Genomic DNA, 26,899 nt, shown 5'->3' with positions numbered 1-26,899 from the left:
TCCAGACGAAAGAGAGGCAAATAATTCGGGCGGGAAAGTCCCGCCCGAAGGAGTGTCAAAAATATCAGGCGCTCTCGGCAAAGGCAACCGGGCTTAGCGGCGTAGTGCCATGATAGATGCGGGCCTGTTGCAGGCCGACAAACAAGCGTTCACCGCGAATCGGCGCAGTATGATCGCCATCGAACACCACGGAGAAGACGTCGCCCTGCCAGCCACTTGGCTGCACGACCAGCTGCCAGAAGTGGCCGCGCGGGCTAATTTCCAGCACCTGCACCGGCAGCGGTGTTTCCAGGCTACTCTGGCGTGAAATATCAATTTCCCATGGACGCAGGAACAGCTCGACTTCGCCCTGATGTGCAGGCGTATAGCCCAGCGGCCAGCGATGTGCGGCAACGTGGAACTGCGAGCCGTGCACTTCACCATTAAAGCGGTTCACTTCACCGAGAAACTCCAGCACAAAGCGAGTAGCCGGATCGCGCCACACGTCGTCAGGCGTACCCACCTGTTCGATATTGCCCTGGCTCATCACCACCACGGTGTCGGCCACTTCCATCGCCTCTTCCTGATCGTGGGTGACGAACACGCTGGTAAACTTCAACTCTTCGTGCAGCTGACGCAGCCAACGGCGCAGCTCTTTACGCACCTGCGCATCCAGCGCACCAAACGGTTCATCCAGCAGCAGAATTTGCGGCTCGACCGCCAGCGCACGTGCCAGTGCCACACGCTGCTTTTGGCCGCCCGAAAGCTGTGCCGGGAAACGATTTGCCAGATGGCCCAGCTGCACCATCTCCAGCAGACGCGTTACGCGCTTTTTGATCTCTGCCGCATTCGGCCGTTCACGGCGCGGCAGTACGGTCAAACCAAAAGCAATGTTGTCGAATACCGTCATGTGACGGAACAGCGCGTAATGCTGGAAGACGAAGCCGACCTGGCGATCGCGCGCATGGATGCGGCTCACGTCTTTGCCATTAAAATGGATCTGGCCGCTGTTCTGATGTTCCAGCCCGGCGATAATGCGCAGCAGCGTGGTTTTCCCGGAACCGGACGGTCCCAGCAGCGCCACCATCTTGCCGGAAGGAATATCCAGAGAGATGTCGTTCAGTACCGACGTGCGGTCAAACGCTTTGTTAATTTGTTTAATCTCAATGCTCATGATTTTCCTCCTGTAGGCGCTTCTGCTGATGCTCTAATCGCCACTGCACCACGCTTTTCAGAAACAGCGTCACAATTGCCATCAGGGTCAGCAGCGCGGCGGCGGTAAAGGCGCCCACGGTGTTGTAATCCTGATGCAGTAATTCAACCTGAAGCGGCAAGGTATAGGTTTCGCCGCGTATCGATCCCGAAACCACCGAGACCGCACCAAACTCACCAATCGCACGTGCGTTAGTCAGCACCACACCGTACATCAGTGCCCAGCGGATGTTCGGCAGCGTCACGCGGCGGAACATCTGCCAGCCGGATGCGCCAAGCAGCACCGCCGCCTCGTCTTCGTGGCTACCCTGGCTGAGCATCACCGGCACCAATTCGCGTACCACAAACGGGCAGGTAACGAAGATGGTAGCCAGCACCATGCCGGGCCAGGAGAACATAATCTGGATATTGTGTGCATCTAGCCAGCCACCTGCCGGGCCGTTAACGCCCCAGAACAGCAGATACATCAAGCCAGCAACCACCGGCGACACGGCAAAGGGGATATCAAAAAGTGTCAGCAGCAGTTGGCGCCCCGGAAAGGTAAAACGCGTCACCAGCCACGCCAGCAGCGTACCGAACACCATATTCACCGGCACGGTAATCAGCGCCACTAAGAGGGTCAGCCAGATGGCGTGCAGCATGTCGCCATCTTTCAGGTTAGTCAGTGAAGCCACTAAGCCCTGATTAAGTGCCTCCCAAAAGATGGACACCATCGGCACCACCAGCAGCAGCAGGGAAACCAGCGCGCCGATGCCAATCAGCAGCCACTTGCCCCAGTTAATGGGCTGGCGATCGGCGTGATTGAGGTGTGAAATCTCCGCCATCAGTGGCCTCCTAAGCGACGGCCAAAGCGGCTCTGCAGGGTGTTGATCGCAAACAGCAGCAGCAAAGAAGCCGCCATAATCACTGAAGCAATCGCGCTCGCTGCCGGGTAATCGAACTCCTGCAGGCGGACAAAAATCATCAACGACGTCACTTCCGTTTTCCAGGCAATGTTACCGGCGATAAAGATCACCGCACCAAACTCGCCAATGCTGCGGGTAAACGACAGCGCGGTACCCGCCAGTAAAGCCGGTGCGACTTCAGGCAGCACTACGCGCCGGAAACTCTGCCAGCGCGTAGCGCCAAGGGTTTCTGCGGCTTCTTCATATTCCGGTCCTAACTCTTCCAGCACTGGCTGCACGGTACGCACCACAAATGGGATGCTGGTGAAGGCCATGGCGACGGCGATGCCGAGCCAGGTGTAAGAAACTTTGATATCAAAATGCGCCAGCCACTGACCGTACCAGCCGTTTACCGAAAACAGGCCCGCCAGCGTCAACCCCGCGACTGCGGTGGGTAATGCAAACGGCAGGTCCATCAAGCCATCCAGCAGCGTGCGGCCCGGGAAGCGATAGCGCGTCAAAATCCACGCCATCAGCATGCCAAATACCGCATTGAACAGTGATGCCACCCCCGCCGCCAGAATCGTCACTTTATACGCGGCGATCAGCTGCGGATGCGTAATCACATCCCAATATTGCGTCAGCGTCATCTGCGACAGTTGCATCAGTAACGCGCTGATCGGCAGCAGCAGAATCAGGCAGGTGAACAACAGGCTGGTGCCAAGGCTCAAGCCAAAGCCAGGCAAGACTCGTTTTTGCGCCAGCGCGAACATTATCCGCGCCCCGCTGCCAGTAATTTGTCCAGCTCACCGTCTGAACCAAAATGGACTTTCATCACGTTATCCCAGCCGCCAAAGGCATCGTTGACGTTGAACAGGTTGGTCTGCGGGAAGCGGTCTTTCTGCTGCGCCATCAGCTGTGGGTTATTTACGCGATAGTAATAGCTGGTGATGATTTTCTGCGCCTCAGGCGTGTAGAGATAATTCAGATAGGCTTTAGCGGCATCAGCGGTGCCATTGTGTTCGACATTTTTGTCGACCCACGCCACCGGGAATTCCGCCAGAATATTCGTTTCCGGTACGATCACTTCATACTGATCTTTACCGTACTGATTGCGGATATTATTCACTTCCGATTCAAAGCTTACCAGCACATCACCTAAGCCGCGCTCGGCAAAGGTGGTCGTTGCGCCACGACCGCCGGTATCAAACACCTCGACGTTCTTCAAAAATTTTGTCATGAAGGCTTCAGTTTTGGCTTTATCTTTACCATCAGCCTGATCGGCAGCGCCCCACGCGGCAAGATAGGTATAGCGTCCGTTGCCTGACGTTTTAGGATTAGGGAAGATCAGCTTCACGTTGTCGCGAGCCAGATCGGCCCAGCTGTGAATCTGCTTTGGGTTACCTTTACGCACCAGAAATGCCATGGTGGAGTAAAACGGCGAGCTGTTGTTGGGTAAACGTTGTTGCCAGTCAGCCGGAATCAGCTGGCCTTTGTCATGCAGCACCTGCACATCCGTTACCTGATTGTAGGTCACCACATCAGCGCGCAGACCTTGCAGAATCGCCAGCGCCTGCTTGGAAGAACCGGCATGCGATTGCTTGATCGTCAGCTTGTCATTGGGATGCGCAGCGTCCCACTGCTTTTCAAAGGGCGCATTCAGGGCGACGAACAGTTCGCGTGAAACATCATATGAACTGTTGAGCAACTCGGTCGCCTGCGCCGCACTCGCGATACTCAGCGAGAGCGCGATACCGCCAAGCCATTTTTTCGAAATCGGAAGTGTCATGCTGCACCCTGAAAGACGGCCATTACGCCAATGTCATTAGATGCAGTCAGTGTATTTATAACTCAGGAGAAAGCTGTAACGGTTTTATATATCGTTTAGGGATTTCAAAGTTTAAAAAAGCATAAGACGGCGGGAGAGTTTATGCAGCGGATGGGATTGAACCGGGTTAAACAGGTCGCCATAAATGGCGACACTATAATGCGAGATTTCGTAGGGGCGCCATTTATGGCGCCCTACCTTAATCAAATCGCGTGCAACGCCGCCAGCGACGGCGCAAAAAAGTAGCTGCCGCTAACCGGCTTAGTGAAGCGCAGCATGGCATCCATTTTGCCGTCGCGCTCGCCGAACATGCTCAGCAATTGCTGCTCAATGTTATACAGTCGATGACAGTAGGAAATGAAGTACAAGCCGTGCTTACCGCTGGCGCTGCCGTAAGGCAGACTTTGACGCAGAATCTTCAGGCCCTTGCCCTGTTCTTTCAGATCGACACGGCTGAGATGTGAAGTCTCCGGACGTTGATCGCCCGGCAGCTCTTCATTGGTCTCTTTAGTACGCCCAATGATCGCTTCCTGCTTTTCTACCGCCAGACGATTCCACAGTTGGAGATTGTGCTCCCAGCGCTGAGTAAACACATAGCTGCCGCCAGCATCCGGACCTTCACCAATAATCGCCACCTGTTGGCGCGCCTCGCCCTGTGGGTTTTCCGTGCCGTCAACAAAGCCGGAAAGGTCACGATCTTCTATCCAACGGAAACCGTGCGTCTCTTCTTCAATATTAACGGCATCCGCAAAGGCGCCGATGGCAGCCTGCGCCAGCGCGAAATTCACGTCATGCCGCTGTGATTGAATGTGGATCAGCACATCGCGTTGGGTCGCAGGCGCAATACCTTTACCCAACGGCGCGAAAGCTTTGAGCTCTGGCGCGGAGGCGCTGCCCTGTAGATCGCGCCACAGCGCATCACCAAAAGCGATCACCGCGCCTAATCCGGCCTGACTGAATTGGGATTGCAGCGCATTGAGCTGCTTTAAGAAGGATTTGCTGCCCTGACGTAGCGCATCAAGATCGCCCGTAACGCGGGCTTCGAGCCAAATGGCGAATCGGCGGTGTTCCAGCAGGATACCGCTCTGAAACTGAGACATGAATGTGCTCTCCGGCATGAAGGTTAGACGGTATTTTTTCGCCCGTATCATACCGGAAAGCCGCGCACTCAGTGTGCGTTTACGCAACTTTTAATCGATTAACGCTGCCAGACGATCTTACTGATTTTCCAGCTTTTTAGGGTGTCATCAGATGGCATCAAACCTTCAGGCCCATGCCATTCACCGCTGTAGACAAAGACAATATGCTGGCTGCCCGGTGCTCGGCATTCAACATCATGCGCATCCAAACCCGAAGCCATTTTGCAGTTATTAAACGCTTTGCTGAATTTTTCACTGAACAGGTCGCCGATCTTGCTGCCGTCTGCCGCTTTAGCATCGGCATCCTGCACTTCAACACGCTCAACGCTGGTGGTGCCGTTAATCACCAATTTGACGTTGTCGCCATCCAGCGCCTGCCAGAAATCAACCACCTGACCATTCTGCGTGCGCATGCCCTGACGCAGTTTATAATCGCCGTTTAGCGCTTTATTGATGGCCTCCTCCGACATCGCCGTGGTGCTTGTCAGGCCCGCCACGCCTTGTTCGGTCACCTCAAGCGATCCGCCAAACCAGCCCAATGGATTTAGCGCAGACCAGTGATAGCTGAGTGGATTGTACCAATGGCTTTCGCTCGAGCTGGTAGAAGAACCCGAACTGGCGCAGCCAGCCAGAACTATGCTGCTAACCAGCAGTGCGTGACGAACAACTTTCATGAAAACTCCTTGATCTGCTAAGCCGATTGGCGTGCCTGTTGGAGTCACAAACCGGCAAAAAGTTTACTCGACGTGCTGATGCTCTGGTAGAAAGCAGTCGCGTAGCCGCCGTTGGGTTTGCAGCCAGAACAAGGCGAGCAAATCGAAGAGCGTCAATAACAGCGGCAGCGGCGAGTCGGGAAACGCCCCCTGCAGCAAGCTGGAGCCTTGCCACAGCAGGCTTATCAGCAGCGACGCACTCAATACGTGGCGCCAGCTTTGCCACAGACGCGGCCAGCGCTGACGATAGCCCGTCAACAACAAACCGATGGCCGCCGGGATGCCTAATGCCAGTCCCAGCCAGAAGCTTTGGCGATCGGGATAGAACAGCGCCAGCAAATCGTTGCCCTGCTGGCGAGAGGCGCCCGCCATCACCAGCAGCAGCCAGGTGCGCGCCTGCAATAACAGAATCAGCCAAAAAAGAAATGGCAGCCGCAGCTGCCCTTTCGCATCGTACTCTTCAGGAAGGTATTTCAAACCGATCATTAATACTCACGATCTTCAATTAAACGCTTGCCCAGCAGCAACGCGTCCACCGGCTCGTAATCCAGCTTCTCATAAAATGCCACCACCTGATCGTTCTCTTCGCGCACCATCAAATTGATTTTTGGACAGCCGCGCGCGATCAGCTTCTTCTCCAGACGATTCATCAACGCATTGGCAAAACCACGCCCCTGATAATCGGGATGTACCGCCAGATAGTAGACAGAACCGCGGTGACCGTCATAGCCGCCCATCAGCGTACCGACTACTTCACCGCCGACTTCCGCCACCAGAAACAGTTCCGGGTCGTGGTTCATTTTGCGTTCAATATCCAGCTCCGGATCGTTCCAGGGGCGTAACAAATCGCAACGCTCCCAGAGCGTGATCACTTCTTCAAAATCTTCCTGGCGGAAAGAACGGATTTCCATCGGCGTTACCCTGCTGTTAGGCACAATTCGCTGATTATCACGCATTCTTTGCCAGGCGCAACCCTCAGGCGACACAACGGTGCAAAAAAAGCGCGACATTTCTGTTAGTCAGTTGCAATAGAAAGTAAACGCTTGAAATAGTTACGAGGTCGCCGCCTGGGCATTGTTACGCTATAACATTGGGCAGGATTTACCTGTCATGGACCCGTTAATGAAGAAGATTTCACTGCTTAAGCGCCTTACCAATCGTCGCCAACTGATTCTTTCCGGTTTAGCGCTGGCGGTGTTGTCGCCGCGCGCCGTGCAGGCAACGGAAGAGAACAGCACTCTGCGCGTCAACTCGCGCCATACGCCACCGAAACCCGCCGCTAATGGCAAACGTATCGTGATGATCGATCCCGGTCACGGCGGCATTGATTCCGGCGCGGTAGGTGAAGAAGGCTCCGAAGAGAAACATATCGTTCTTGCCATCGCCAATACCGTGAAAACGTTGCTGCAATCGCATCCGCGCATCGAAGTCCGCCTGACGCGCGAAAGCGACCACTTTATTCCGCTTTATCAGCGTGTTGAGATCGCCCACCAGCATGGCGCCAATCTGTTTATGTCGATTCACGCCGACGGCTATACCAGCCCGGACGCCAACGGCGCGTCGGTGTTTGCGCTCTCCAACCGCGGAGCCAGCAGTGCAATGGCGCGCTACCTGTCGCAGCGTGAAAACGATGCTGACAAAGTGGGCGGTGCCGAAGTGCAGGATAAAGATCATTACCTCAACCAGATTCTGTTCGATTTGGTGCAGACTGACACCATCCGTAACAGCCTGACGCTCGGCAAGCACGTGCTGGATCAGATCCGCCCGGTGCATCATTTGCACAGCCAGCACACCGAGCAGGCGGCTTTTGCCGTGCTGAAATCGCCGTCGATTCCTTCGGTATTGGTTGAAACCTCCTTTATTACCAATCCGCATGAAGAGCAGCTGCTCGGCACCCAGGCATTTCGGCAGAAAATCGCCAGCGCTATTGCCGATGGCATCTCCCGTTACTTTGATGAGGTCGATCGTCGCGAAGCCTAGCTTTTTCCTGTGATAGAATCGCGGCAAATTTCCGGAACGAGTAACTGATGAGCAATCCCGATATTTCCCGCGTCAAAGCCTTTTTGCTGGCGCTGCAGGATGATATTTGCGCCCAATTAGCGGCGGAAGATGGCAAGGCGAGCTTTGCTGAAGATGAGTGGCAGCGCCCCGGCGGCGGCGGCGGACGCAGCCGCGTGTTGCGTAATGGTGCGGTATTTGAACAAGCGGGCGTGAACTTTTCACATGTGCATGGCGACCAAATGCCGGCCTCCGCCACCGCGCATCGCCCCGAGTTGGCGGGTCGCAGCTTTGAAGCAATGGGCGTGTCGCTGGTGGTGCATCCGGAAAGTCCTTACGTCCCTACCAGCCACGCCAACGTGCGCTTTTTTATTGCAGAAAAACCAGGTGCCGATCCCGTTTGGTGGTTCGGCGGCGGATTCGACCTCACGCCCTATTACGGCTTCGAAGACGATGCGCTGCACTGGCATCAAACCGCCCACGATCTGTGCCAGCCGTTTGGCGAGGATATCTATCCACGCTACAAAAAATGGTGTGACGATTACTTCTACCTCAAGCATCGCGACGAGCAGCGCGGCATCGGTGGGCTGTTTTATGACGACCTGAACACGCCGGATTTCGACTATTGCTTCGATTTTATGCAAGCGGTGGGCAACGGTTTCTCTCAGGCCTATCTGCCGATTGTGGCGAAGCGCAAAGCGTTGCCATGGGGCGATCGCGAGCGCCAGTTCCAGCTCTATCGTCGCGGGCGCTATGTGGAATTCAATCTGGTATGGGATCGCGGTACGCTGTTTGGCCTGCAAACCGGCGGCCGCACCGAATCCATTTTGATGTCGATGCCGCCGCTGGTGCGCTGGGAATATGATTATCAACCGGAAGCCAACTCTCCCGAAGGCGCGTTATACCGCGATTTTTTGCCGGTGAAGGATTGGTTGGCATAACTCGTCAGGTCGCCATTGATGGCGTAATGCCGCTCACTTAAGAAAAAAAATGCCTGTTTATGCAGGTGCGCATGAATGCGCACCCTACGAAAACCCGGCGATATCCACGTAGGGTCACCATTCATGGTGACCGATTCACGCTTAACTGACGAGCATTACGCCATTGATGGCGACCTGGTTTCACAACGGTTCGGTCTGCGCCTCTACCACCGCTAACGCCACCATATTCACAATACGCCGCACCGAGGCAATACGCGTCAACACATGTACCGGCTTGCTGATTCCCATCAACACTGGCCCCACGGTGACCCCTTCTGAACAGGAGACGCGCAGCAGGTTGTAGCTGATGCGCGCCGCTTCTACGTTGGGCATAATCAGCAAATTGGCGGTGCCCTTTAGCGGGCTATCCGGCATCAGTTCGCGGCGAATGCTCTCCACCAGCGCGGCATCTCCGTGCATCTCACCATCAATCTCTAAATCCGGCGCACGTTGCTGGATCAGCGCCAGCACTTCGCGCATTTTACGTGCGCCCGGCGCGTTGGACGTACCAAAGCTGGAGTGTGACAGCAGCGCCACGCGCGGCTCAATCCCAAAGCGCCGCACGGTTTCCGCCGCCAGCAGCGTAATATCCGCCAGCTGCTCGGCGCTGGGATCTTCATTAACGTAAGTGTCAGCGATAAAAGTGTTACCGCTCGGCAGCAGCAATGCATTCATCGCGCCCGCCACCTTCACGTCATCGCGCAGGCCAAACACTTTCTCCACCACATCGTAATGTTCCTGGTAATCGCCGATGGTGCCGCAGAGCAGCGCGTCGGCTTCTCCACGATGGACCATAATTGCACCAATCAGCGTCGGATTACCGATCACCGCACGCTGGGCGGTTTCCGGCGTTACGCCGCGCCGTTTCATGATTTGGTAATACTCATTCCAGTACTCTTTGAAGCGCGGATCGGACTCATTATTAACGATCTCAAAATCCTTACCCGCTTCGATTTTTAATCCCTGCTTTTGCAGGCGCATGGCGATCACGTTGGGACGGCCAATCAGAATCGGCTTCGCCAGCCCGAGCGTCACCAGCTCCTGCGTGGCGTGCAGCACGCGCACCTCCTCCCCTTCCGCCATCACCACGCGTTTCGGATCTTTGCGCGCCTGCGAGAAGATCGGCTTCATAAACAGGTTGGTTTTGTAAACGAACTCGGTGAGCTTCTCACGGTAGGCATCAAAATCGTCAATGGGCCGCGTAGCCACGCCAGATTCCATCGCCGCTTTTGCCACCGCTGGCGCAATCTGCACAATCAATCGCGGATCAAAAGGTTTAGGAATCAGGTATTCCGGACCGAAACTCAAGTCTTGATCGTCATACGCTGAGGCCACCACATCGCTCTGCTCCGCCTGCGCTAACGCCGCTATCGCATGCACCGCCGCCAGCTTCATCTCTTCGTTAATGGCCGTAGCGCCCACGTCCAGCGCGCCGCGGAAGATAAACGGGAAACACAGCACGTTGTTTACCTGGTTAGGGAAATCAGAGCGCCCGGTGCAGATAATGGCGTCAGGTCGTACCTGCTTCGCCAGCGGCGGCATAATTTCCGGTTCAGGATTGGCGAGTGCCAGAATCAGCGGATCCTGCGCCATCTTTTGCACCATCTCCGGCGTCAGCGCTTTAGGGCCGGAACAGCCGAGGAAAATATCCGCGCCGCCAATCACCTCATCCAGCGTGCGTGCGCCGCTGTCGGCAACCGCATATTCAGCTTTGGTCGGCGTCATGTTGGGCTCGCGATGGCGATAGATCACCCCTTTGGAATCGCACACCACAATGTTGTGCTTCTGCATGCCGAGCGCCACCAGCAGATTAAGGCAGGCGATGGCCGAGGCGCCCGCACCGGATACCACCAGCCGCACATCGCTAATGGCTTTTTTGACGATGGTTAAGCCGTTAAGCACTGCGGCGGTGCAGATAATCGCCGTACCGTGCTGATCGTCGTGAAACACCGGAATCTGCATGCGCTGGCGCAACTGCTGCTCAATATAAAAACACTCCGGCGCTTTGATATCTTCCAGGTTGATGCCGCCAAAGGTCGGCTCCAGCGCGGCGATGACTTCAATCAGCTTGTCGGGATCGTGCTCATCAATTTCGATATCGAACACATCGATACCAGCGAACTTTTTAAACAGCACGCCCTTGCCTTCCATTACCGGCTTACTCGCCAGCGCGCCAATGTTGCCGAGCCCCAGCACCGCGGTGCCGTTGGAGATCACCGCCACCAGATTGCCACGTGCGGTGTATTTGCCCGCGGCCAGCGGATCGGCGGCGATTTCCAGACAGGGCGCAGCTACGCCAGGCGAGTAGGCCAGCGCCAAATCACGCTGCGTAGCTAAAGGTTTGGTGGGTGAAACCTGAATTTTTCCGGGGGTGGGATATTGGTGAAAATCGAGAGCGCTTTGCTTGAGTTGATCGTCCATTAGGCATCCTGTGGCGCAGCTAAACGAGCGTTCAGTATAGGAATCTGTGCAGCAAAAGAGGGTGAAGGCGCTCAAAGAACGCGCAGTCTGAAAGGCACGGATTGCTACCGCTTCGCCTGCGGCTTTGCCACAGCCTGCTATTCTTAGTGATGGCAAAAAGCGTAGCTGAACCGATTAAGGCCCGTCCTCCTTTCACTATCGCACCTCTTAAGCGCCACGACGGCACAATCAGAGAAAACGCATTTTCTTCGTGCAACGTCTGTAGCACTGTGTTGGACCACTACTTAACAGGAATGGGTGCAGCACGTTTGCCCACATTATTGCTAATCAAGGAGTTAAGCGATGAACCAGCTAGATGCATTAAAACAGTACACCACCGTGGTGGCTGACAGTGGCGACATTGAATCTATTCGCAATTATCACCCACAAGACGCGACCACCAACCCATCATTGATCCTGAAAGCCGCCGGTCTCGAGGGTTACAAGCACCTGATTGATGACGCCATCGACTACGCAAAAAAACAGGGCGGCAGCAAAGAGACGCAAATTATCAACGCCAGCGATAAAGTGGCGATTAATCTCGGTATGGAAATTCTGAAAAGCGTGCCGGGCCGTGTTTCGACCGAAGTGGATGCGCGCCTCTCCTTCGATCGTGGCATGTGTGTCACCAAAGCCGAGAAGCTGGTGCGTCTGTACGAAGAGCACGGTATCGATCGCTCACGCATTCTGATCAAACTGGCCTCCACCTGGGAGGGCATCAAAGCCGCCGAGGAGCTGGAGAAAAATGGTATTCAGTGCAACCTGACGCTGCTGTTCTCATTCGCCCAGGCGCGCGCCTGTGCCGAAGCCGGTGTGTTCCTGATTTCACCGTTCGTTGGCCGTATTTACGACTGGTACAACTCACGCAAACCTATCGATCCGTATGTGGTGGATGAAGATCCAGGCGTGAAATCTGTGCGTCGTATCTACGATTACTACAAAAAGCACCGTTACAGCACCGTCATTATGGGCGCCAGCTTCCGTAAAGTGGAACAGATCCTGGCGCTGGCCGGCTGCGATCGCCTGACCATTTCGCCAAATCTGCTGGAAGAGCTGGCCAACAGCGACGCGCCACTGGAACGCAAACTGGAGCCATCAACCGAAGGCTTCCATCAGCCGGCTTCACTGTCAGAAGCGGAATTCCGTTGGGAACATAATCAGGATCCGATGGCGGTTGAAAAACTGTCAGACGGCATCCGTCAGTTCGCCATTGACCAACAGAAGCTGGAAGACGTCCTCTCGTCACGTCTGTAACCCGCAATCACTCTTATGGCGGATGGGCAACGGCTCATCCGCTATCGCCAAATCACAAGGGAGAACCTTATGTCTTCACGCAGAGAGTTGGCAAACGCGATTCGTGCACTCAGCATGGATGCGGTACAAAAAGCAAATTCCGGCCACCCCGGCATGCCAATGGGCATGGCAGATATCGCCGAAGTGTTATGGCGCGATGTCCTGAAGCACAATCCGAACAACCCGGCCTGGGCCGATCGTGACCGCTTTATCCTCTCCAACGGTCACGGCTCAATGCTGCTCTACAGCTTGCTGCATCTCACCGGCTACGATCTGCCGATGGAAGAGCTGAAAAATTTCCGTCAGCTGCATTCAAAAACCCCCGGTCACCCGGAAATTGGTTACACGCCAGGCGTGGAAACCACCACCGGGCCGCTGGGCCAGGGCTTAGCCAATGCGGTCGGTTTGGCGATTGCTGAACGTACGCTGGCGGCGCAGTTTAACCGTCCCGGTCACGACATCGTTGACCATCACACCTACGTGTTTATGGGCGATGGCTGTTTGATGGAAGGTATTTCGCACGAAGTCAGCTCGCTGGCCGGCACGCTCGGCCTTGGTAAACTGATTGGCTTCTACGATCACAACGGTATTTCCATCGATGGTGAAACCGAAGGTTGGTTCACCGATGACACCCACAAACGCTTCGAAGCCTATAACTGGCATGTGATCGGCAGCGCAGAAGGCATTGACGGCCACGATTCAGAAGCCATTGCTGCCGCAATTAAAGAAGCACAAAGCGTCACCGATAAACCGTCGCTGATTATCTGCCGCACCACCATTGGCTTCGGCTCGCCGAATAAAGCCGGTAAAGAGGAGTCGCACGGCGCGGCGCTGGGCGAAGAAGAAGTGGCGCTGACGCGGCAGAAACTGGGCTGGCACTATCCACCGTTTGAGATCCCGAAAGAGATTTATCAGCAGTGGGATGCTAAAGAAGCGGGCGCACAGCGTGAGAAATCCTGGGATGAGAAATTTGCCGCGTATAAAGAGGCGCATCCCGAGCTGGCACAAGAGTTTAGCCGTCGTCTGAACGGTGAAATGCCAGCCAACTGGAACAGCGAAGTACAGAAGTTTGTTGAAGAGCTACAGGCTAATCCGCAAAAAATCGCCAGCCGTAAAGCATCGCAAAATACGCTGGAAGTGTTTGGTAAGCTGCTGCCGGAATTCCTTGGCGGTTCTGCCGACCTGGCGCCAAGTAACCTCACCATTTGGTCGGGCTCGAAATCGATCAAAGAGGATACTGCCGGTAACTACATTCACTACGGCGTGCGTGAGTTTGGTATGACGGCAATCGGTAACGGTATCGCCCATCACGGCGGCTTCGTGCCTTATACCGCCACCTTCCTGATGTTCGTTGAGTACGCGCGTAATGCGGTGCGCATGGCGGCGTTGATGAAAGCGCGTCAGGTATTGGTGTATACACATGACTCGATCGGCCTCGGAGAAGATGGTCCCACGCACCAGCCGGTTGAGCAAATTGCCAGCCTGCGCGTCACGCCAAACCTTAGCCTGTGGCGTCCGTGCGATCAGGTGGAAACCGCCGTCGCGTGGAAAGCCGCCGTTGAGCGCCATCACGGCCCAACGGCGCTGATTCTGTCGCGTCAAAACCTGCTGCAGCCGGAACGCAGCCAGGAACAGGTGGCGAATATCGCGCGCGGTGGCTATGTGCTGAAAGACAGCGACGGTGCACCGGAAGCGATCATCATCGCGACCGGTTCAGAGATCGAAATCGCGCTGGGCGCAGCGGAGAAGCTGACCGCTGGCGGCCATAAAATTCGCGTGGTTTCACTACCAAGCACCGACGTGTTTGATAAGCAGGATGCTGCCTATCGTGAATCGGTACTGCCATCCGGCGTGAAAGCGCGCGTGGCGGTGGAAGCCGGTATCGCCGATTACTGGTACAAGTATGTCGGTCTGGACGGCGCAATTGTCGGCATGACCACCTTCGGTGAGTCTGCACCAGCTGGCAAACTGTTCCCGGAATTTGGCTTCACCGTCGAGAACATCGTCAGCCACACCGAAGCCTTACTCAAGCCGCACTAATTAATTTGGCCCTGCGTCTTTTTGGCGTAAGGGCCATTTTTTGATCACAGCCTGATACAGAAAAAAATCCGCTCTGCCCTCTTCACGCCTCGCACAAACTGATTACTATAAGCTTTCCTCCGATTCTGATAGCGGACGCTTTCCCGTTGAAAAAACGTACCCCTTTTTTACTGGCCTTAATGGTTTCAGTGCTTCCATTAAAAAGCATGGCGCAGTCGTCGCCCGATCCGTTACTGGCTTCACAGATTGTTGATCGCTACGCCGAGCACATTTTCTATGGCAGCGGTGCCACCGGTATGGCGCTGGTGGCTATTGATGGTAACCAGCGCGTTTTCGCCAGCTTTGGTGACACGCGTCCCGGCAATAACGTGCGTCCACAGCCTGATTCCGTCATTCGTATCGCCTCACTAAGCAAGTTAATGACCAGCGAAGTGATGGTGAAAATGGCCGAGCGTGGCCAGATTCGTCTTGACGATCCGCTGAGCAAATATGCCCCACCCGGCGCGCGCGTGCCGAGCTATAACGGACAACCGATTCGCCTGATTAACCTGTCCACGCACACCAGCGGGCTGCCGCGCGAGCAGCCGGGCGGCAAACCGCATCGTCCGGTGTTTGTCTGGCCAACCAAATCCGATCGCTGGCAGTGGCTGAGCGGTGCCGAACTGAAAGCGACGCCCGGCTCGCGCGCGGCGTATTCCAATCTCGGCTTCGATCTGCTGAGTGATGCGCTGGCCAAGGCGGCAGGCACGCCGTATCCGGCGCTATTGCAGCAGTTAGTGACACGTCCGCTCGGTATGAAAGACACCACTTTTACGCCATCACCGGATCAGTGCCAGCGCCTGATGGTGGCGGAAAAAGGCGCCAGCCCGTGTAACAACACGCTGGCAGCGATTGGCAGCGGTGGCGTTTACTCAACGCCAGACGATATGGGGCGCTGGATGCAGCAGTTTCTCAATTCCGCCGTGAATCACCGCACGCCACAAATCGATCGCCTGCAAACCCTGATTTACCGCCGTGACCAATTAACCAAAGTAGAAGGTATGGATGTGCCGGGGCGCGCGGATGCGCTGGGCATGGGCTGGGTATATATGGGACCGAAGGAGGGGCGTCCGGGGATTATTCAGAAAACCGGCGGCGGCGGCGGCTTCATCACCTATATGGCGATGGTGCCGCAACACAACGTAGGCGTCTTTGTGGTGGTGACGCGTTCACCGCTCACGCGTTTCACCCCGATGAGCGATGGCGTCAACAATATGCTGACCGAACTGGTGGGGAATCAGTCCGGTTCACCTATGACGGTGCAAGCGATTCGCTAACGAGATGGATGGCGGTCGCCATAAATGGCGCCAACTTCAATGCCACGATTAACACGGTCGCCATAAATGGCGCCAACTCCAATGCCGCGATTAACACGGTCGCCATAAATGGCGACCCTACAAACAACCGTAGGGTGCGCATTTATGCGCACCGGGTTAACGCGATTGCACTGCATTCTGCGATTGGCTAACCCACAAGGTTGGCCAGTCATCACTGCTGTGCCATGCATCACAGGTTTTCTCCTCCGCATATTCCGCCAGCACAAACTCGTTGCCGTCAAATTGCCAGCGCGTTGCCACACCGCAATCTCCCAAGCCACGCCCTTTACTGAAGGTGTAGAGCAAGCCATTGCTGGCATCGAACTCCGCATTGACTAACTCCAGCTGATTATCGCTGCGGGAAGCGGGGGTGAATGGCAACGTTAAGCTCAGACCGCGCGCCACATAAGGCGCGCTACGCGTCACTTCAAATGCCAAATCGATAACGTTATAAGCGCCGGTTTCGCAGCTGACCAGCAGCAGCGCTTTGCTGTCGGTGAGCGGTGAGACACTCACTTCGCGCCGCAGCGGATCGAGCGAGCAGTTATCGGTATTTACGCGCCAGGTGCCGTAATCAATCAATCCGCTGGTCTCTTCCTGAGTCAACGGCGCAGGCGGCGGCAACGGCGTTGGGAGCAGCGGCAGTAGCGGCTGCGGCGGCACGTCCCACTGCACGCGATCGCCGCGTTTCACCCATGCGCTGGCACCGTTCACCCTGCCCTGCACATCATCCATCAACAGCAGCGCTGCCTTCATACCGCTGAGCGGAATGGTGGCATTAGCCTTGTAAGTTAATTGCAGATTTTGTGCATCCAGCGTTTGAGCCAGAAACTCGTCAATAGCGATGGCATTGCTGGTCGCGAGATGGTGAGGTTCTACTGTCCAGTGTTTCAGATCGGGCGTTAAACGGCGCTGATCGAGCAGCAGGTTATCTTTTAGCGGACCGCCCGGTAGCTCACCGCTGTAGGCGCTGCCGTAATCGATACGCAGCAGTGGACGATCGTTAACGCCAGCATGACGCGAGAGTGTCATCACCAGGCCGTTATCGCCGGGAAAACTGCGCGCCACGCAAAAAGCCGCATTGTTACAGGTTAGCTGCCAGTCAGAAAACGACTTTTGCAACGGTTCGGCCTGTACGCACGCGACAAAGAGGAAAGGCAATAAAAGCAGTAACTTCATCCAATACGACATTAAAAAAATCGGTCCCCAAATTCCTGGAAAGAAAATGATAGCGCAACGGGAACGCTGTCAGCAGGCCTAAACTGTGAGCCGGCCCTAAAAGCGGGGTTAACTGCTGCAAAAGCAGTCACCCTATGTCGATCGGGTACGGGATAACGCGATATCTCCATCATCCTTTTCGCACGATTAGTACTCAATCGGATTCGTCGGACAAATGATGCACCATCACAAAACGGTCAAATACACATAAACGGTCATAAGCGGTCATGGTAGCTTTATTTGCCATGGTCGGCATTCAACGCGCGTAGATAGCTAATTAAGCCATATGACGCTTATTGTTGTGACTCATGTCACTTATTTTTGATAACCAGACATCTTATTTACATAAATATCAGATCCAAATCACTCTACTGGGGTCAGGCATTTTGACGACTGCGGACTCGTGCGCAGCCCACACTTTCCTGCGGCACTATCCAGTAATTTATAACCATCGGAGGGAGTCATGTTGCCGATTGAAAGACAGCAGCGAATTATTGATGAATTAAATTTAAATGGTCGGGTCATTGTCGCTGAATTAGTCACGTTATGTCAGGTTTCACAAGAAACTATTCGTCGTGATTTAACTCAGCTGGAGAAACGTGGTCTGTTACAACGCAGCCACGGAGGTGCGGTACCAGCAAAAAGACAGGCCGCCAACATTCAGGGAAATACAAGAGGTGTTAACGAGTATGATCTATCTTTCCGCCAGCGGGTAAATGAAAACGTCGATGCAAAGATGGTTATCGCCAAACGTGCACTCGATTTCATTAGTCCAGGGGATTGTATATTACTCGATAGCAGCACCACTTGCTGGTATTTAGCGCGACAGCTTCCGGATATTGAATTAACGGTGTTAACCAATTCAATCCGAATAGTGCAAACCCTTGCAGCACGCGGCAGCATCCGCACTATCTGCCTGGGTGGAGAATATTCAGACCGTTATGAAGATTTCCACGGCGTCGTCGCTGAGCAGCCGCTCAGAGAATTTCAGATTAACAAGATCTTTTTTTCCTGTAGCAGCTTAGGCAATGACGGTTATTTACGTGAAGGTAACGAAAACAACGCACATTTAAAACAACAGATGTTATTAGCAGCGGAAAGAAAGCATCTGCTGCTTGACGGAAGTAAATTCCTGCGGCCCTCATTCGCGCGTATTTGCCATTATCGCGATGTGGACTTCCTTATTACTGACCAATTAAAAGACAAAGAGCTGGAACAAGAATTAGCCTGGAACGGCGTCAATATTATTGATTGCTCCCAGCGCAGCCATTCTATGCAGCTAATAAAAAATTAAATCGGAGTCTTTATGAAAAAACATCTTATCGCCTGTTCCTTACTCGCCCTGTTCGCTGCCACTGGCGCACACGCCGCTGACAAATTACGCATGGGCATCGTGGTGAAAATTGGCGGTATTCCGTGGTTCAACGCCATGGAAGCGGGCATTAAGAGTGAAGCAGCCAAACGTGGCATTGACGCGTGGATGGTCGGTCCAACTGCCGCCGATCCGGCTTTGCAGGTGCGTGCGATTGAAGATTTGATTGCGCAGAAGGTCGACATCATTGGCGTGGTGCCGAATGACCCGAAAGTGCTGGAGCCGGTGCTGAAACGCGCGCGTGATGCCGGTATTGAGGTGATCACCCATGAATCACCGGATCAGAAAGGCGCGAACTGGGATTTCGAACTGGTGGATGCGTCAACGCACGGCATCAATCACATGAAAGCGCTAGCGCAATGCATGCACGAGGAAGGCAAATACGCCATGTATGTCGGCAGCCTGACGGTGCCGCTGCACCAACAATGGACCGACGCCGCACTGAATTACCAGAAAGCGCATTATCCAAAAATGCAGATGGTTACCGACAAATTTGGCGTCGGCGAATCGCTGGATGACTCCATTCGCACCACCAACGAATTGATGTCTAAGTACCCGGATCTGAAGGGCATTATGGCCTTCGGTTCACAAGGCCCAATTGGTGCCGGCCGTGCGGTGATGAACCGCAACAAGATTGACCAGGTATGCGTGATCGGTGCCTTCAGCCCTGGCCAGGGCGCATCGCTGGTGCAGCGCGGTGCCATCAAAGGCGGCTACATCTGGAACCCACAGACCGCTGGCGAAGTGTTTGTGCGTATCGCTGACATGATGCAGAAGAAAGAGCCCATCACCGACGGAATGACCATTGAGGGTTTAGGCAAAGTGAAAGTTGACGAGGCGACCCACACCATCCTCGGCAACAACACCGAAAGCCTGGACAAAGAGAATCTGCCAAAACTGGTGAAAATGGGGCTGTAATGATGAATGAGGTGATCCCACAGACGCTGATTGCGCTCGATAACCTGTCGAAAACCTTTGGTGGTAACCGCGCACTGAGCGATATCTCGCTGACCTTACTGGCTGGCGAAGTGCACTGTCTCGCTGGCACCAACGGCTGTGGCAAGAGCACCTTAATCAAAGTCATCTCCGGGGTGCATGCCCCGGATAGCGGCAGCCGCATTACCCTTGGTGATGGGCAAACCTTTCCGCGTCTGACCACCCGTCAGGCGCGTGACTTCGGCATCCAGGTGATTTACCAGGATCTGTCGCTGTTCCCCAATCTCAGCGTGGCGGAGAACATCGCCTTCGAGCATAACCTGAATAGCCTGCTCGGCTGGCATCGCAAAGCCAAACTGCGTACCACGGCGCAGCGCATCATTGATGAATTGAAGTTCGAACTCGATCTCGACGCGAAAGTGTCGTCGCTATCGATTGCGCAGCGCCAGCAGGTGGCGATTTGCCGGGCGCTGGTGGCAGATGCGCGGCTGGTGATTATGGACGAGCCAACGGCATCATTAACGCGTACCGAAGTGAATCAGCTGCTGCGCACCGTGCGTTATCTGAAGGATAAAAACATCTGCGTGGTGTTTGTCAGCCATCGCCTGGATGAAGTACTGGAGATCTCTGACCGCGTCACGGTCATCCGCGACGGGCGCAAAATGGGCTGCTGGCCCGCCAAAGAGATGACGCCGCACCATCTCACCGAACTGATGACCGGCCTGAAGCTGGACTATCAGCTAAAAACGCCGACCCGCAATGACGATCGCCTGATTCTCGAAGTCGAGAAACTGACGCGCGCGGGCCAGTATCACGACGTTAATTTCAAACTCTATCAAGGCGAAGTACTCGGCCTGTGCGGCCTGCTCGGCTCCGGCCGCACCGAACTGGCATTGTCACTGTTTGGCATGACCAAACCGGACAGCGGCAAAATCTGGCTCGACAGCAAACCGGTGCGCTTCCGTGGCCATGAAGATGCGATCAAAGCCGGGATCGGTTACGTCTCCGAAGATCGTCTCACCCTCGGTTTGGTACAGCAGCAATCGGTGGCCGACAACATGGTGCTGCCGATCCTCGACAAGCTGCAGAACCGTTTTCACATCATTGATGAATACCGCAAGAACAAGCTGATTTTGCAGTGGATTCAGCAGCTCGGCGTGCGCGTTGCCGATCCCAATCTGGCGATCTCCACGCTTTCCGGCGGCAACCAGCAAAAAATTGTGCTGGCGAAATGGGTGTTGACCCAGCCGCGCATTTTGATTCTCGATTCGCCGACCGTGGGCGTGGATGTCGGCGCCAAAGCCAGCATCTATCAGCTGATTCATGCGCTGGCGAAGGAAGGTCTGTCGATCATTCTGATTTCCGACGAAGTGCCCGAGGTTTGGTACAACTGCGACCGCATCCTGCACTTCCGTGATGGCACCGTACATGCCGAATACCAACCCGATACCGTTGAGCAACACCAGCTGGCGGAGGTGATCAATGCCTGATTTTTCTCGTTTACGCCCGCACTCCAGCCAGGGCTGGCTCGCCTGGGTGCTGCTGGCTTTCATCCTGTTCTTCTCGATGGCCAGCGACCAGTTCCTGACGGTGCAAAACCTGCTGGATTTGGCGGAAAGCTATGCCGTGACAGGTATTTTCGCGCTCGGCCTGTTTGTGGTGCTGGTGACCGGCGGCATCGATATCTCCTTCGCGGCGGTGGCGTCGGTAGTGCAATACCTGATCGCCTCGCTGTTTGTGCAGTTCCAGTTTGATAACGCCGTGCTCAGCATCGTGCTGGCGGTGGTATGCGGCACGCTGTTTGGCGTCATCAACGCCCTGCTGATTACCACGCTGCGCGTGGTGTCGATCATCATCACCATCAGCATGCAATCGCTGCTGTTTGGACTGCTAATGTGGGCGACCGGCGGCAAAAGCCTCTACTCGCTGCCGGATTGGTGGATCACCCTGCGCAGCGTGCTGCCGTTCACGTGGCAGGGCAACAGTTTTCAGGTTGGCCTACCGCTGGTGACCATGCTGGTGATTGCCGGATTGACCGCACTGCTGCTGAACAAGACCAATCTTGGTCGCCAGCTGTATGCAGTCGGCGGCGATGCGGAATCGGCAAGGCGTATCGGGATTCGCGTGGGCCTGATTCATATTTTCGCCTACGGCTGGCTCGGTGCGATGGCGGCGATTGGCGGATTAGTGCAGGTCTATCGCATGGGTGAAGTGGTGCCGAACGCGCTGGTCGGCGGCGAGCTAGATGTGCTGGCCGCCACCGTTCTAGGCGGTGCCAGCCTGATGGGCGGCAAAGGTACGGTCAGCGGCACGCTGATGGGCGTCTTTCTTATCGCCATCCTGAAGAACGGCCTGAATCTGATTGGCGTCTCCAACTACTTCATGAACATCGTGGTAGGCGGCGTGATCATGGTGGCTATCGCCGTGACTCACTACAAAAAACGTAAAGAAACTGACGTCAGTTTCGTCTGACCGAAGGGGCAAAATATGAAATCACTCTCTGCTCTGCGTCCGGACGGCACCAATATCGGCCTGATGCTGCTGATTGCACTGGCGCTGGCGCTGTTCACCGTGATGTTGCCGGGGCGCTTTCTCACCGATTCAACCTTTATGAGTATGGCGTTCCAGCTGCCTGAACTCGGCCTGCTAACGCTGGCAATGTTTATCGCCATTCTCAGCGGCGGGCTTAATCTGGCGATCATCGCCACCGCCAACCTGACGGCGCTGTTTATCGCCTGGACGCTGATGAGCGCCCTGCCCGCCGATGCGGGTACCGGCATGCAGCTACTGTGGCTGGTGATTGCGATCATCGGCGCAATGCTGATTGCGGCGGTGATCGGCGTGATAACCGGTGTGATGGTGACGCGTATCGGCGCACATCCGATTCTGGTGACGCTGGCCACGATGATGACGCTGAACGGTATCGGCATCTGGCTGACCAAAGGGGCGGCCGTCAGTGGAATGCCTTCGGTGGTGCAGGCGCTGGGTTCCAATACGCTGCTCGGCGTGCCGCTACCGCTGTGGGTATTCCTGATTGCCGCCGCGCTGCTGGCGCTGTTCCTCGGCAAAACCCGCGCCGGTAAATGCATCTACATGGGCGGCAGCAACATCAACGCCACCTGGTTCAGCGGCATTAATACCCATCGTATGGTGATTCTGGTGTACGTCATTTCTAGCCTGCTGTGCGTGTTAGCCGGATTGATCATGATGGCGCGCTTTAACTCGGCGCGTATGGGCTACGGCGACGCTTACCTGCTGCTCACAGTGCTGGCAATCATCCTTGGCGGCACCGATCCCAACGGCGGTTTTGGCCGCGTCACCGGCGTGGTGCTGGCGCTGATCGCGCTGCAGGTGCTCTCCACCGGTTTCAATCTGATGAATATCAGCCAGCACGTCAGCCTGGCGATGTGGGGCGCGGTGCTGATTGTGGTGCTGGCCTTCAAACACTTTAAAACCCGTTTTAACGAACATCGTGCCGTCAGACTCAGCAAGCTGGCCGCGGCACTTAACCCTTTGACCGAAAAAAAGGAAGTATGATGCGTATTCAAGTCTCCCCGTCGTTGATGTGTATGAATCTGATGGAGATCAAGCACCAGCTCGCCGTGCTGGACTCCCGCGCAGACTTTCTTCATATCGATATTATGGATGGCCACTACGTGAAAAATATCACGCTGTCGCCGTTCTTTATTGAGCAGATCCGCCCCTTCACCAAGGTAGCGCTGGATGTCCATTTGATGGTCGAGCAGCCCACCGATTTCATCGAAGTGATTGCCAAAGCGGGCGCCGATTACATCTGCCCGCACGCCGAAACCATCAACCGCGATGCGTTCCGCGTGATCAATCTGATCCGCAGCTTCGGCAAGAAAGTCGGCGTGGTGCTAAACCCGGCTACGCCGGTCTCGTTTATCCATCACTACATTCATCTGGTCGACAAGATCACCGTGATGACGGTCGATCCTGGCTATGCCGGACAACCGTTTATTCCGGAAATGGTGCAGAAGGTGCAGGAGCTGAAAGCGCTGAAGCAGGCCAACGGCTATAAATACCTGATTGAAATTGACGGTTCCTGCAACACCCGCACCTACCACACGCTGGTCGGCGCGGGCGCCGAAGTGCTGATTGTCGGGACGTCTGGCCTGTTCAATATTCACGACGATTTGGAAACCGCCTGGAATATGATGCGCGAAAGCATTGATGAGGCTCAGGGATTGGCGCAGGTGTCGGCATGATACAACGCTGGCTCGGTATCGACATTGGCGGCACCGGCACACGTCTGCAACTGATGGAAGAAGGTCGCATATGGTCGAGCTTCCGCAAGGTGCCGACGGCCAGCTGGGCGCAGCAGCCCGATGCGTTAACCGCATTGGGTCAGTTAATCAGTGAAACCTTAGAGCAGCAGCCGGTCAGCGGCGTGATGCTCGGTTTACCCGGCATTCTCAGTCGCGATCGTCAGCAGGTGATTTCGCTGCCGTTTATTCAGGCTCTGGATCGTCAGCCCGTTGCTGCCATGCTCACCGCGCGCCTGGGCGTGCCGGTGGCGATGGATAAAGATGTTAACCATCTGATGATGTGGGATTTGCTGCAGCTGGAGCAACTGCCAGACAACGCCGTGGGCTTGTATCCTGGAACTGGCATGGGCAACAGTTTGTGGATCAACGGCCAGTTTTATCACGGTCAACACGGTGGCGCCGGCGAACTTGGCCATGTGCCGATTGCCGGTAACGATCTGCCCTGCCCGTGTGGCAATCACGGCTGCGCAGAAACGGTCACCTCAGGCCACTGGCTGAGCCGCTGGGCGGCCGCTAACGTGCCAGAAACCGGCATGTCGGCGCTGTTTAGCCAGCACCGCGACCATCCGGAATTGCAGGCTTTTGTGCAGCGGATGGCGCAACTCATTGCTACTGAGATGAACATTCTCGATCCGGAATACCTGATTCTTGGCGGCGGTGTGTTGGCAATGGCTGACTTCCCGCTGGCGCAATTGCGTAGCCAGATTCAGCAGCATTTACGACCGCCCGCCACACGCGATGGCCTGAAGATCGTGTTTAGCCAATCCACCGACCACACCGGTTGCCGCGGGGCCTGTTTAGCTGCAGAACGTCTGTTCAGGAGTGCATGATGAAAGGAAAAGTGTGTGTGTTTGGCTCGTTTAACCTCGATGTGGTGGCGGTGATGAACCGCTTCCCGATGCCCGGCGAATCGCTCACCGCCCATAACAGCATGATGGGGCCAGGCGGCAAAGGCGCGAACCAAGCCACGGCCGCATTGCGTGCCGGTGCTCGCGTGCACTACATCGGTAAAATTGGCAATGACGACTTCGGCATGTTTGCCCGCCGCCATCTGGAAAAAACCGGCTTCGATGCGATCACCTTGTTTACCTGCAAAGAGAAACCCACCGGCAACGCGCTGATCTACGTTGCGGGTGACGATGCTGAGAACATGATTTCGGTCTATCCTGGCGCCAACACTACCGTCACCGCCGCCGAAGTGACGCGCTGTCAGCCCACCGTTGCCGCCGCGGATATTTTGCTGGTGCAGCTGGAGAACAACCTCAGCGCCATTCAGCGCATGATCGATAACGCCCGTGCTGGCGGCACTTTTGTGATTATGAATCCGGCACCGTGGCAGAAAGTGAGTGATGCGCTGCTGGCGAAAGTGGATCTGCTAACGCCGAACAGTACCGAAGCGATGCAGCTCAGCGGCGTGAAAGTGACCGACTTCGCCAGCGCGCAGCGCGCGGCAGAGGTGCTGCACCGCAAAGGCGCGCGTCAGGTGATCATCACGCTGGGAACCTCTGGTGCCTTGCTGTCGGTTGCAGGCCAAGCACCACTGCGCATTCCCCTGTTCCCGGCGCAGCCGCTGGATACCACCGGCGCGGGCGATGCGTTTAATGGTGCATTAGCGGCCCGTCTGGCTTCCGGTGACGAACTGACACAGGCGGCGCTGTTTGCCGCAGCCTATGCTTCACTGTGCGTGGAGCGTTCTGGTGCAGCGCACTCGATGCCTTCGTATGCCGAAGCGCTGGCAAGATTGCAGGCGTATCCGGAATGTGTCCCAGAAACGTTGGGAGAGTGTGTTTGATGTCGTGCGGTGAATGATTTGTCGCCATGAATGGCGACCCTACGATTAAAACGCGCACGCTGTAAGGTCGCCATTCATGGCGACCTGGCCGAAATTTACGCCTGCAACCAACCGGCGATCTGAGCGTGCTGCAGCAGCATAATGGCTTTACCGTCGCGGATGCGGCCATCTTTCACCATCATCAACGCTTCCGGGAAACTCAGCTCCAGCACGGTAATCTCCTCATCCTCAACGCCGCCGCCTGTCGTGGCGCGCTGCGCATCGGTATATTCTGCCGCAAAGAAGTGAATCAGTTCCGTTACGCCGCCCGGTGACATATAGGCTTCGAAAATCTTCTCTACTTTCCCCACCTGGTAGCCGGTCTCTTCAATCGCTTCTTTACGAATGCAATCTTCCGGCGAATCGTCATCCAGTAATCCTGCACAGGTTTCAATCAGCTCGCCGCTGGTATTGCCATTGACATAGGTGGCGATGCGGAACTGACGTACCAGCAGAACGCTATTCTTTTCAGTGTTATACAGCAGGATGGTCGCACCATTACCGCGGTCGTAAACTTCGCGTTTATGGCGTACGACTTCGCCATTGTTGCGGGTGAGTTCGTAGGTGTAGTTGCGCAGCACAAACCAGTTTTCTGATAGCAACTTATCTTTGATGATGTTGATCTTTAACGACATAGCCGCTCCACTGCTCATTTGAGGGAGCCTGAGATAATAGGCCGAAGCGGCGGGGAAAACTATCTGAATTGTGAAGTTGGGAAGTTTGATAAAAACCAGGCCGCCATAAATGGCGACCCTACGTTTTAGGCCTGCACGGTTTACCTATCAAAAACCGTTTGGCTGATCTTTCATATCCGGCAAATGGTGCGCAATGCCTTTGTGGCAATCGATACAGGTTTTTCCCTCTTCAATGGCCTTGCTGTGCATCTTCGCCGCCACGGTTTTCTGCGCGGTGAAATCCATATAATCGAAGTTGTGACAGTTTCGACACTCCTGCGAATTATTGTTTTGCATCCTGCGCCACTCATTGCGCGCCAGCTCAATACGGTGCTCCTCGAACTTCTTCGGCGTATCAATCAGGCCGAAAATCTTGGCATACACCTCTTTACTCGCCTGCAGCTTACGCAGCATTTTCGGGCCCCATTCGTGCGGTACGTGGCAATCTGGACAGGTGGCACGCACGCCGCTGCGGTTGTTGTAGTGCACCGTCTGCATATATTCCTGATAGACGTTGTTGCGCATTTCATGGCAGCCAATACAGAACTGCTCGCGGTTGGTCATCTCCATTGCGGTATTGAAACCGCCCCAGAAAATAATCCCGCCGGCAAAACCCGCAATCAGCAGCGTGCCCAGCGCCAGACGGCTGGGACGTCGCCACCAGCGCCAGATGCGCAGAAGTTTCTCTTTCATTTATT

The 26,899-nt window shown here is 55.4% G+C and carries 25 protein-coding genes; 13 read left to right on the top strand and 12 right to left on the bottom strand.

Annotation, left to right across the window (positions count from 1 at the left end):
• Positions 1 to 64 precede the first annotated feature (64 nt).
• From cysA to AAGR08_RS04725, 8 genes are all read right to left on the bottom strand, one after another.
• Positions 65 to 1,153, bottom strand: coding sequence for a sulfate/thiosulfate ABC transporter ATP-binding protein CysA (cysA, locus tag AAGR08_RS04760; protein WP_097096505.1), 1,089 nt, complete (start codon positions 1,151 to 1,153; stop codon positions 65 to 67).
• Positions 1,143 to 2,015 carry a sulfate/thiosulfate ABC transporter permease CysW gene (gene cysW, locus AAGR08_RS04755; RefSeq protein WP_097096504.1) on the bottom strand — a complete coding sequence of 291 codons (873 nt, stop codon included), beginning with the start codon at positions 2,013 to 2,015 and terminating at the stop codon, positions 1,143 to 1,145. The genes cysA and cysW overlap by 11 nt, the downstream gene beginning before the upstream one ends.
• Positions 2,015 to 2,848 carry a sulfate/thiosulfate ABC transporter permease CysT gene (gene cysT, locus AAGR08_RS04750; RefSeq protein ID WP_097096503.1) on the bottom strand — a complete coding sequence of 278 codons (834 nt, stop codon included), beginning with the start codon at positions 2,846 to 2,848 and terminating at the stop codon, positions 2,015 to 2,017. The genes cysW and cysT overlap by 1 nt, the downstream gene beginning before the upstream one ends.
• Entirely contained in the window at positions 2,848 to 3,864 is a 1,017-nt protein-coding gene (locus AAGR08_RS04745) for a sulfate ABC transporter substrate-binding protein (RefSeq protein WP_345828797.1), read from the bottom strand. The genes cysT and AAGR08_RS04745 overlap by 1 nt, the downstream gene beginning before the upstream one ends.
• A 242-nt stretch (positions 3,865 to 4,106) precedes the next feature.
• Positions 4,107 to 5,003 (bottom strand): Dyp-type peroxidase, encoded by an 897-nt coding sequence (locus AAGR08_RS04740; RefSeq protein WP_345828795.1) that lies wholly within the window; start codon positions 5,001 to 5,003, stop codon positions 4,107 to 4,109.
• A 98-nt stretch (positions 5,004 to 5,101) separates the two neighbouring features.
• Positions 5,102 to 5,716 (bottom strand): RpoE-regulated lipoprotein, encoded by a 615-nt coding sequence (locus tag AAGR08_RS04735; RefSeq protein ID WP_345828794.1) that lies wholly within the window; start codon positions 5,714 to 5,716, stop codon positions 5,102 to 5,104.
• A 63-nt stretch (positions 5,717 to 5,779) separates the two neighbouring features.
• Complete coding sequence (locus AAGR08_RS04730) at positions 5,780 to 6,241, bottom strand: DUF2919 domain-containing protein (protein ID WP_097096499.1); 462 nt, start codon at positions 6,239 to 6,241, stop codon at positions 5,780 to 5,782.
• Positions 6,241 to 6,666, bottom strand: a complete 426-nt coding sequence (locus AAGR08_RS04725) for a GNAT family acetyltransferase (RefSeq protein ID WP_097096498.1) — start codon at positions 6,664 to 6,666, stop codon at positions 6,241 to 6,243. The genes AAGR08_RS04730 and AAGR08_RS04725 overlap by 1 nt, the downstream gene beginning before the upstream one ends.
• Before the next feature lie 211 nt (positions 6,667 to 6,877).
• Between AAGR08_RS04725 and amiA the strand changes: the two genes are divergently transcribed.
• Positions 6,878 to 7,735, top strand: a complete 858-nt coding sequence (amiA, locus tag AAGR08_RS04720; RefSeq protein ID WP_345828793.1) for an N-acetylmuramoyl-L-alanine amidase AmiA — start codon at positions 6,878 to 6,880, stop codon at positions 7,733 to 7,735.
• 47 nt (positions 7,736 to 7,782) lie between these two features.
• A complete protein-coding gene (gene hemF / locus AAGR08_RS04715; RefSeq protein ID WP_345828791.1) occupies positions 7,783 to 8,694 on the top strand; it encodes an oxygen-dependent coproporphyrinogen oxidase in 912 nt (303 codons plus the stop codon).
• Positions 8,695 to 8,874: 180 nt separating this feature from the next.
• Here hemF and maeB read toward each other — a convergent pair whose 3' ends face one another.
• The gene (maeB, locus tag AAGR08_RS04710) at positions 8,875 to 11,154 is read right to left on the bottom strand and encodes an NADP-dependent oxaloacetate-decarboxylating malate dehydrogenase (protein WP_345828790.1); all 2,280 of its coding nucleotides are present in this window, start codon (positions 11,152 to 11,154) and stop codon (positions 8,875 to 8,877) included.
• A 342-nt stretch (positions 11,155 to 11,496) separates the two neighbouring features.
• Between maeB and tal the strand changes: the two genes are divergently transcribed.
• From tal to ampH, 3 genes are all read left to right on the top strand, one after another.
• A complete protein-coding gene (gene tal, locus AAGR08_RS04705) occupies positions 11,497 to 12,447 on the top strand; it encodes a transaldolase (RefSeq protein WP_097096495.1) in 951 nt (316 codons plus the stop codon).
• Between the two features lie 69 nt (positions 12,448 to 12,516).
• Complete coding sequence (gene tkt / locus AAGR08_RS04700) at positions 12,517 to 14,526, top strand: transketolase (RefSeq protein ID WP_097096494.1); 2,010 nt, start codon at positions 12,517 to 12,519, stop codon at positions 14,524 to 14,526.
• Between the two features lie 146 nt (positions 14,527 to 14,672).
• Positions 14,673 to 15,842 carry a D-alanyl-D-alanine-carboxypeptidase/endopeptidase AmpH gene (gene ampH, locus AAGR08_RS04695; RefSeq protein ID WP_345828788.1) on the top strand — a complete coding sequence of 390 codons (1,170 nt, stop codon included), beginning with the start codon at positions 14,673 to 14,675 and terminating at the stop codon, positions 15,840 to 15,842.
• 156 nt (positions 15,843 to 15,998) lie between these two features.
• On the opposite strand, the gene AAGR08_RS04690 is transcribed toward ampH, so the two are convergent.
• The gene (locus tag AAGR08_RS04690) at positions 15,999 to 17,072 is read right to left on the bottom strand and encodes a DUF1176 domain-containing protein (RefSeq protein WP_097096492.1); all 1,074 of its coding nucleotides are present in this window, start codon (positions 17,070 to 17,072) and stop codon (positions 15,999 to 16,001) included.
• Positions 17,073 to 17,562: 490 nt separating this feature from the next.
• On the opposite strand from AAGR08_RS04690, the gene AAGR08_RS04685 reads away from it, so the two are divergent.
• From AAGR08_RS04685 to AAGR08_RS04650, 8 genes are read left to right on the top strand one after another with little or no spacing between them, the layout of a single operon-like run.
• Complete coding sequence (locus AAGR08_RS04685; RefSeq protein ID WP_097096491.1) at positions 17,563 to 18,393, top strand: DeoR/GlpR family DNA-binding transcription regulator; 831 nt, start codon at positions 17,563 to 17,565, stop codon at positions 18,391 to 18,393.
• A gap of 12 nt (positions 18,394 to 18,405) precedes the next feature.
• Positions 18,406 to 19,389: a substrate-binding domain-containing protein gene (locus AAGR08_RS04680; RefSeq protein ID WP_097096490.1), complete on the top strand. Its 984-nt coding sequence runs from the start codon at positions 18,406 to 18,408 to the stop codon at positions 19,387 to 19,389.
• Positions 19,390 to 19,391: 2 nt separating this feature from the next.
• Complete coding sequence (locus AAGR08_RS04675) at positions 19,392 to 20,897, top strand: sugar ABC transporter ATP-binding protein (protein ID WP_097097669.1); 1,506 nt, start codon at positions 19,392 to 19,394, stop codon at positions 20,895 to 20,897.
• Positions 20,890 to 21,879, top strand: coding sequence for an ABC transporter permease (locus AAGR08_RS04670; RefSeq protein ID WP_345828786.1), 990 nt, complete (start codon positions 20,890 to 20,892; stop codon positions 21,877 to 21,879). The genes AAGR08_RS04675 and AAGR08_RS04670 overlap by 8 nt, the downstream gene beginning before the upstream one ends.
• 15 nt (positions 21,880 to 21,894) lie before the next feature.
• Positions 21,895 to 22,944, top strand: coding sequence for an ABC transporter permease (locus tag AAGR08_RS04665; RefSeq protein WP_097096488.1), 1,050 nt, complete (start codon positions 21,895 to 21,897; stop codon positions 22,942 to 22,944).
• Positions 22,944 to 23,636, top strand: a complete 693-nt coding sequence (alsE, locus tag AAGR08_RS04660; protein WP_345828784.1) for a D-allulose 6-phosphate 3-epimerase — start codon at positions 22,944 to 22,946, stop codon at positions 23,634 to 23,636. The genes AAGR08_RS04665 and alsE overlap by 1 nt, the downstream gene beginning before the upstream one ends.
• Positions 23,633 to 24,526, top strand: coding sequence for an allose kinase (gene alsK / locus AAGR08_RS04655; protein WP_345828782.1), 894 nt, complete (start codon positions 23,633 to 23,635; stop codon positions 24,524 to 24,526). Before alsE ends, alsK begins: the two co-directional genes overlap by 4 nt.
• Complete coding sequence (locus AAGR08_RS04650; RefSeq protein WP_345829859.1) at positions 24,526 to 25,488, top strand: ribokinase; 963 nt, start codon at positions 24,526 to 24,528, stop codon at positions 25,486 to 25,488. Before alsK ends, AAGR08_RS04650 begins: the two co-directional genes overlap by 1 nt.
• Before the next feature lie 95 nt (positions 25,489 to 25,583).
• Here AAGR08_RS04650 and nudK read toward each other — a convergent pair whose 3' ends face one another.
• A complete protein-coding gene (nudK, locus tag AAGR08_RS04645) occupies positions 25,584 to 26,162 on the bottom strand; it encodes a GDP-mannose pyrophosphatase NudK (protein ID WP_097096484.1) in 579 nt (192 codons plus the stop codon).
• A gap of 147 nt (positions 26,163 to 26,309) precedes the next feature.
• A complete protein-coding gene (gene napC, locus AAGR08_RS04640) occupies positions 26,310 to 26,894 on the bottom strand; it encodes a cytochrome c-type protein NapC (RefSeq protein WP_345828780.1) in 585 nt (194 codons plus the stop codon).
• Between the last annotated feature and the right edge of the window lie 5 nt (positions 26,895 to 26,899).

Origin of the sequence: Pantoea sp. BRR-3P, assembly GCF_039621635.1 — a bacterium.
GTDB classification, from domain to species: domain Bacteria; phylum Pseudomonadota; class Gammaproteobacteria; order Enterobacterales; family Enterobacteriaceae; genus Pantoea; species Pantoea floridensis.
The sequence above is the reverse complement of the archived record's forward strand: the minus strand, read 5'-3'. Positions and strand labels throughout refer to the sequence as shown.

Bases quoted from the DNA above. Each gene is read 5' to 3' on its own strand.
- cysA (WP_097096505.1), bottom strand. From the start codon at position 1,153: ATGAGCATTGAGATTAAACAAATTAACAAAGCGTTTGACCGCACGTCG.
- cysW (WP_097096504.1), bottom strand. From the start codon at position 2,015: ATGGCGGAGATTTCACACCTCAATCACGCCGATCGCCAGCCCATTAAC.
- cysT (WP_097096503.1), bottom strand. From the start codon at position 2,848: ATGTTCGCGCTGGCGCAAAAACGAGTCTTGCCTGGCTTTGGCTTGAGC.
- AAGR08_RS04745 (WP_345828797.1), bottom strand. From the start codon at position 3,864: ATGACACTTCCGATTTCGAAAAAATGGCTTGGCGGTATCGCGCTCTCG.
- AAGR08_RS04740 (WP_345828795.1), bottom strand. From the start codon at position 5,003: ATGTCTCAGTTTCAGAGCGGTATCCTGCTGGAACACCGCCGATTCGCC.
- AAGR08_RS04735 (WP_345828794.1), bottom strand. From the start codon at position 5,716: ATGAAAGTTGTTCGTCACGCACTGCTGGTTAGCAGCATAGTTCTGGCT.
- AAGR08_RS04730 (WP_097096499.1), bottom strand. From the start codon at position 6,241: ATGATCGGTTTGAAATACCTTCCTGAAGAGTACGATGCGAAAGGGCAG.
- AAGR08_RS04725 (WP_097096498.1), bottom strand. From the start codon at position 6,666: ATGGAAATCCGTTCTTTCCGCCAGGAAGATTTTGAAGAAGTGATCACG.
- amiA (WP_345828793.1), top strand. From the start codon at position 6,878: ATGAAGAAGATTTCACTGCTTAAGCGCCTTACCAATCGTCGCCAACTG.
- hemF (WP_345828791.1), top strand. From the start codon at position 7,783: ATGAGCAATCCCGATATTTCCCGCGTCAAAGCCTTTTTGCTGGCGCTG.
- maeB (WP_345828790.1), bottom strand. From the start codon at position 11,154: ATGGACGATCAACTCAAGCAAAGCGCTCTCGATTTTCACCAATATCCC.
- tal (WP_097096495.1), top strand. From the start codon at position 11,497: ATGAACCAGCTAGATGCATTAAAACAGTACACCACCGTGGTGGCTGAC.
- tkt (WP_097096494.1), top strand. From the start codon at position 12,517: ATGTCTTCACGCAGAGAGTTGGCAAACGCGATTCGTGCACTCAGCATG.
- AAGR08_RS04690 (WP_097096492.1), bottom strand. From the start codon at position 17,072: ATGTCGTATTGGATGAAGTTACTGCTTTTATTGCCTTTCCTCTTTGTC.
- AAGR08_RS04685 (WP_097096491.1), top strand. From the start codon at position 17,563: ATGTTGCCGATTGAAAGACAGCAGCGAATTATTGATGAATTAAATTTA.
- AAGR08_RS04680 (WP_097096490.1), top strand. From the start codon at position 18,406: ATGAAAAAACATCTTATCGCCTGTTCCTTACTCGCCCTGTTCGCTGCC.
- AAGR08_RS04675 (WP_097097669.1), top strand. From the start codon at position 19,392: ATGAATGAGGTGATCCCACAGACGCTGATTGCGCTCGATAACCTGTCG.
- AAGR08_RS04670 (WP_345828786.1), top strand. From the start codon at position 20,890: ATGCCTGATTTTTCTCGTTTACGCCCGCACTCCAGCCAGGGCTGGCTC.
- AAGR08_RS04665 (WP_097096488.1), top strand. From the start codon at position 21,895: ATGAAATCACTCTCTGCTCTGCGTCCGGACGGCACCAATATCGGCCTG.
- alsE (WP_345828784.1), top strand. From the start codon at position 22,944: ATGCGTATTCAAGTCTCCCCGTCGTTGATGTGTATGAATCTGATGGAG.
- alsK (WP_345828782.1), top strand. From the start codon at position 23,633: ATGATACAACGCTGGCTCGGTATCGACATTGGCGGCACCGGCACACGT.
- AAGR08_RS04650 (WP_345829859.1), top strand. From the start codon at position 24,526: ATGAAAGGAAAAGTGTGTGTGTTTGGCTCGTTTAACCTCGATGTGGTG.
- nudK (WP_097096484.1), bottom strand. From the start codon at position 26,162: ATGTCGTTAAAGATCAACATCATCAAAGATAAGTTGCTATCAGAAAAC.
- napC (WP_345828780.1), bottom strand. From the start codon at position 26,894: ATGAAAGAGAAACTTCTGCGCATCTGGCGCTGGTGGCGACGTCCCAGC.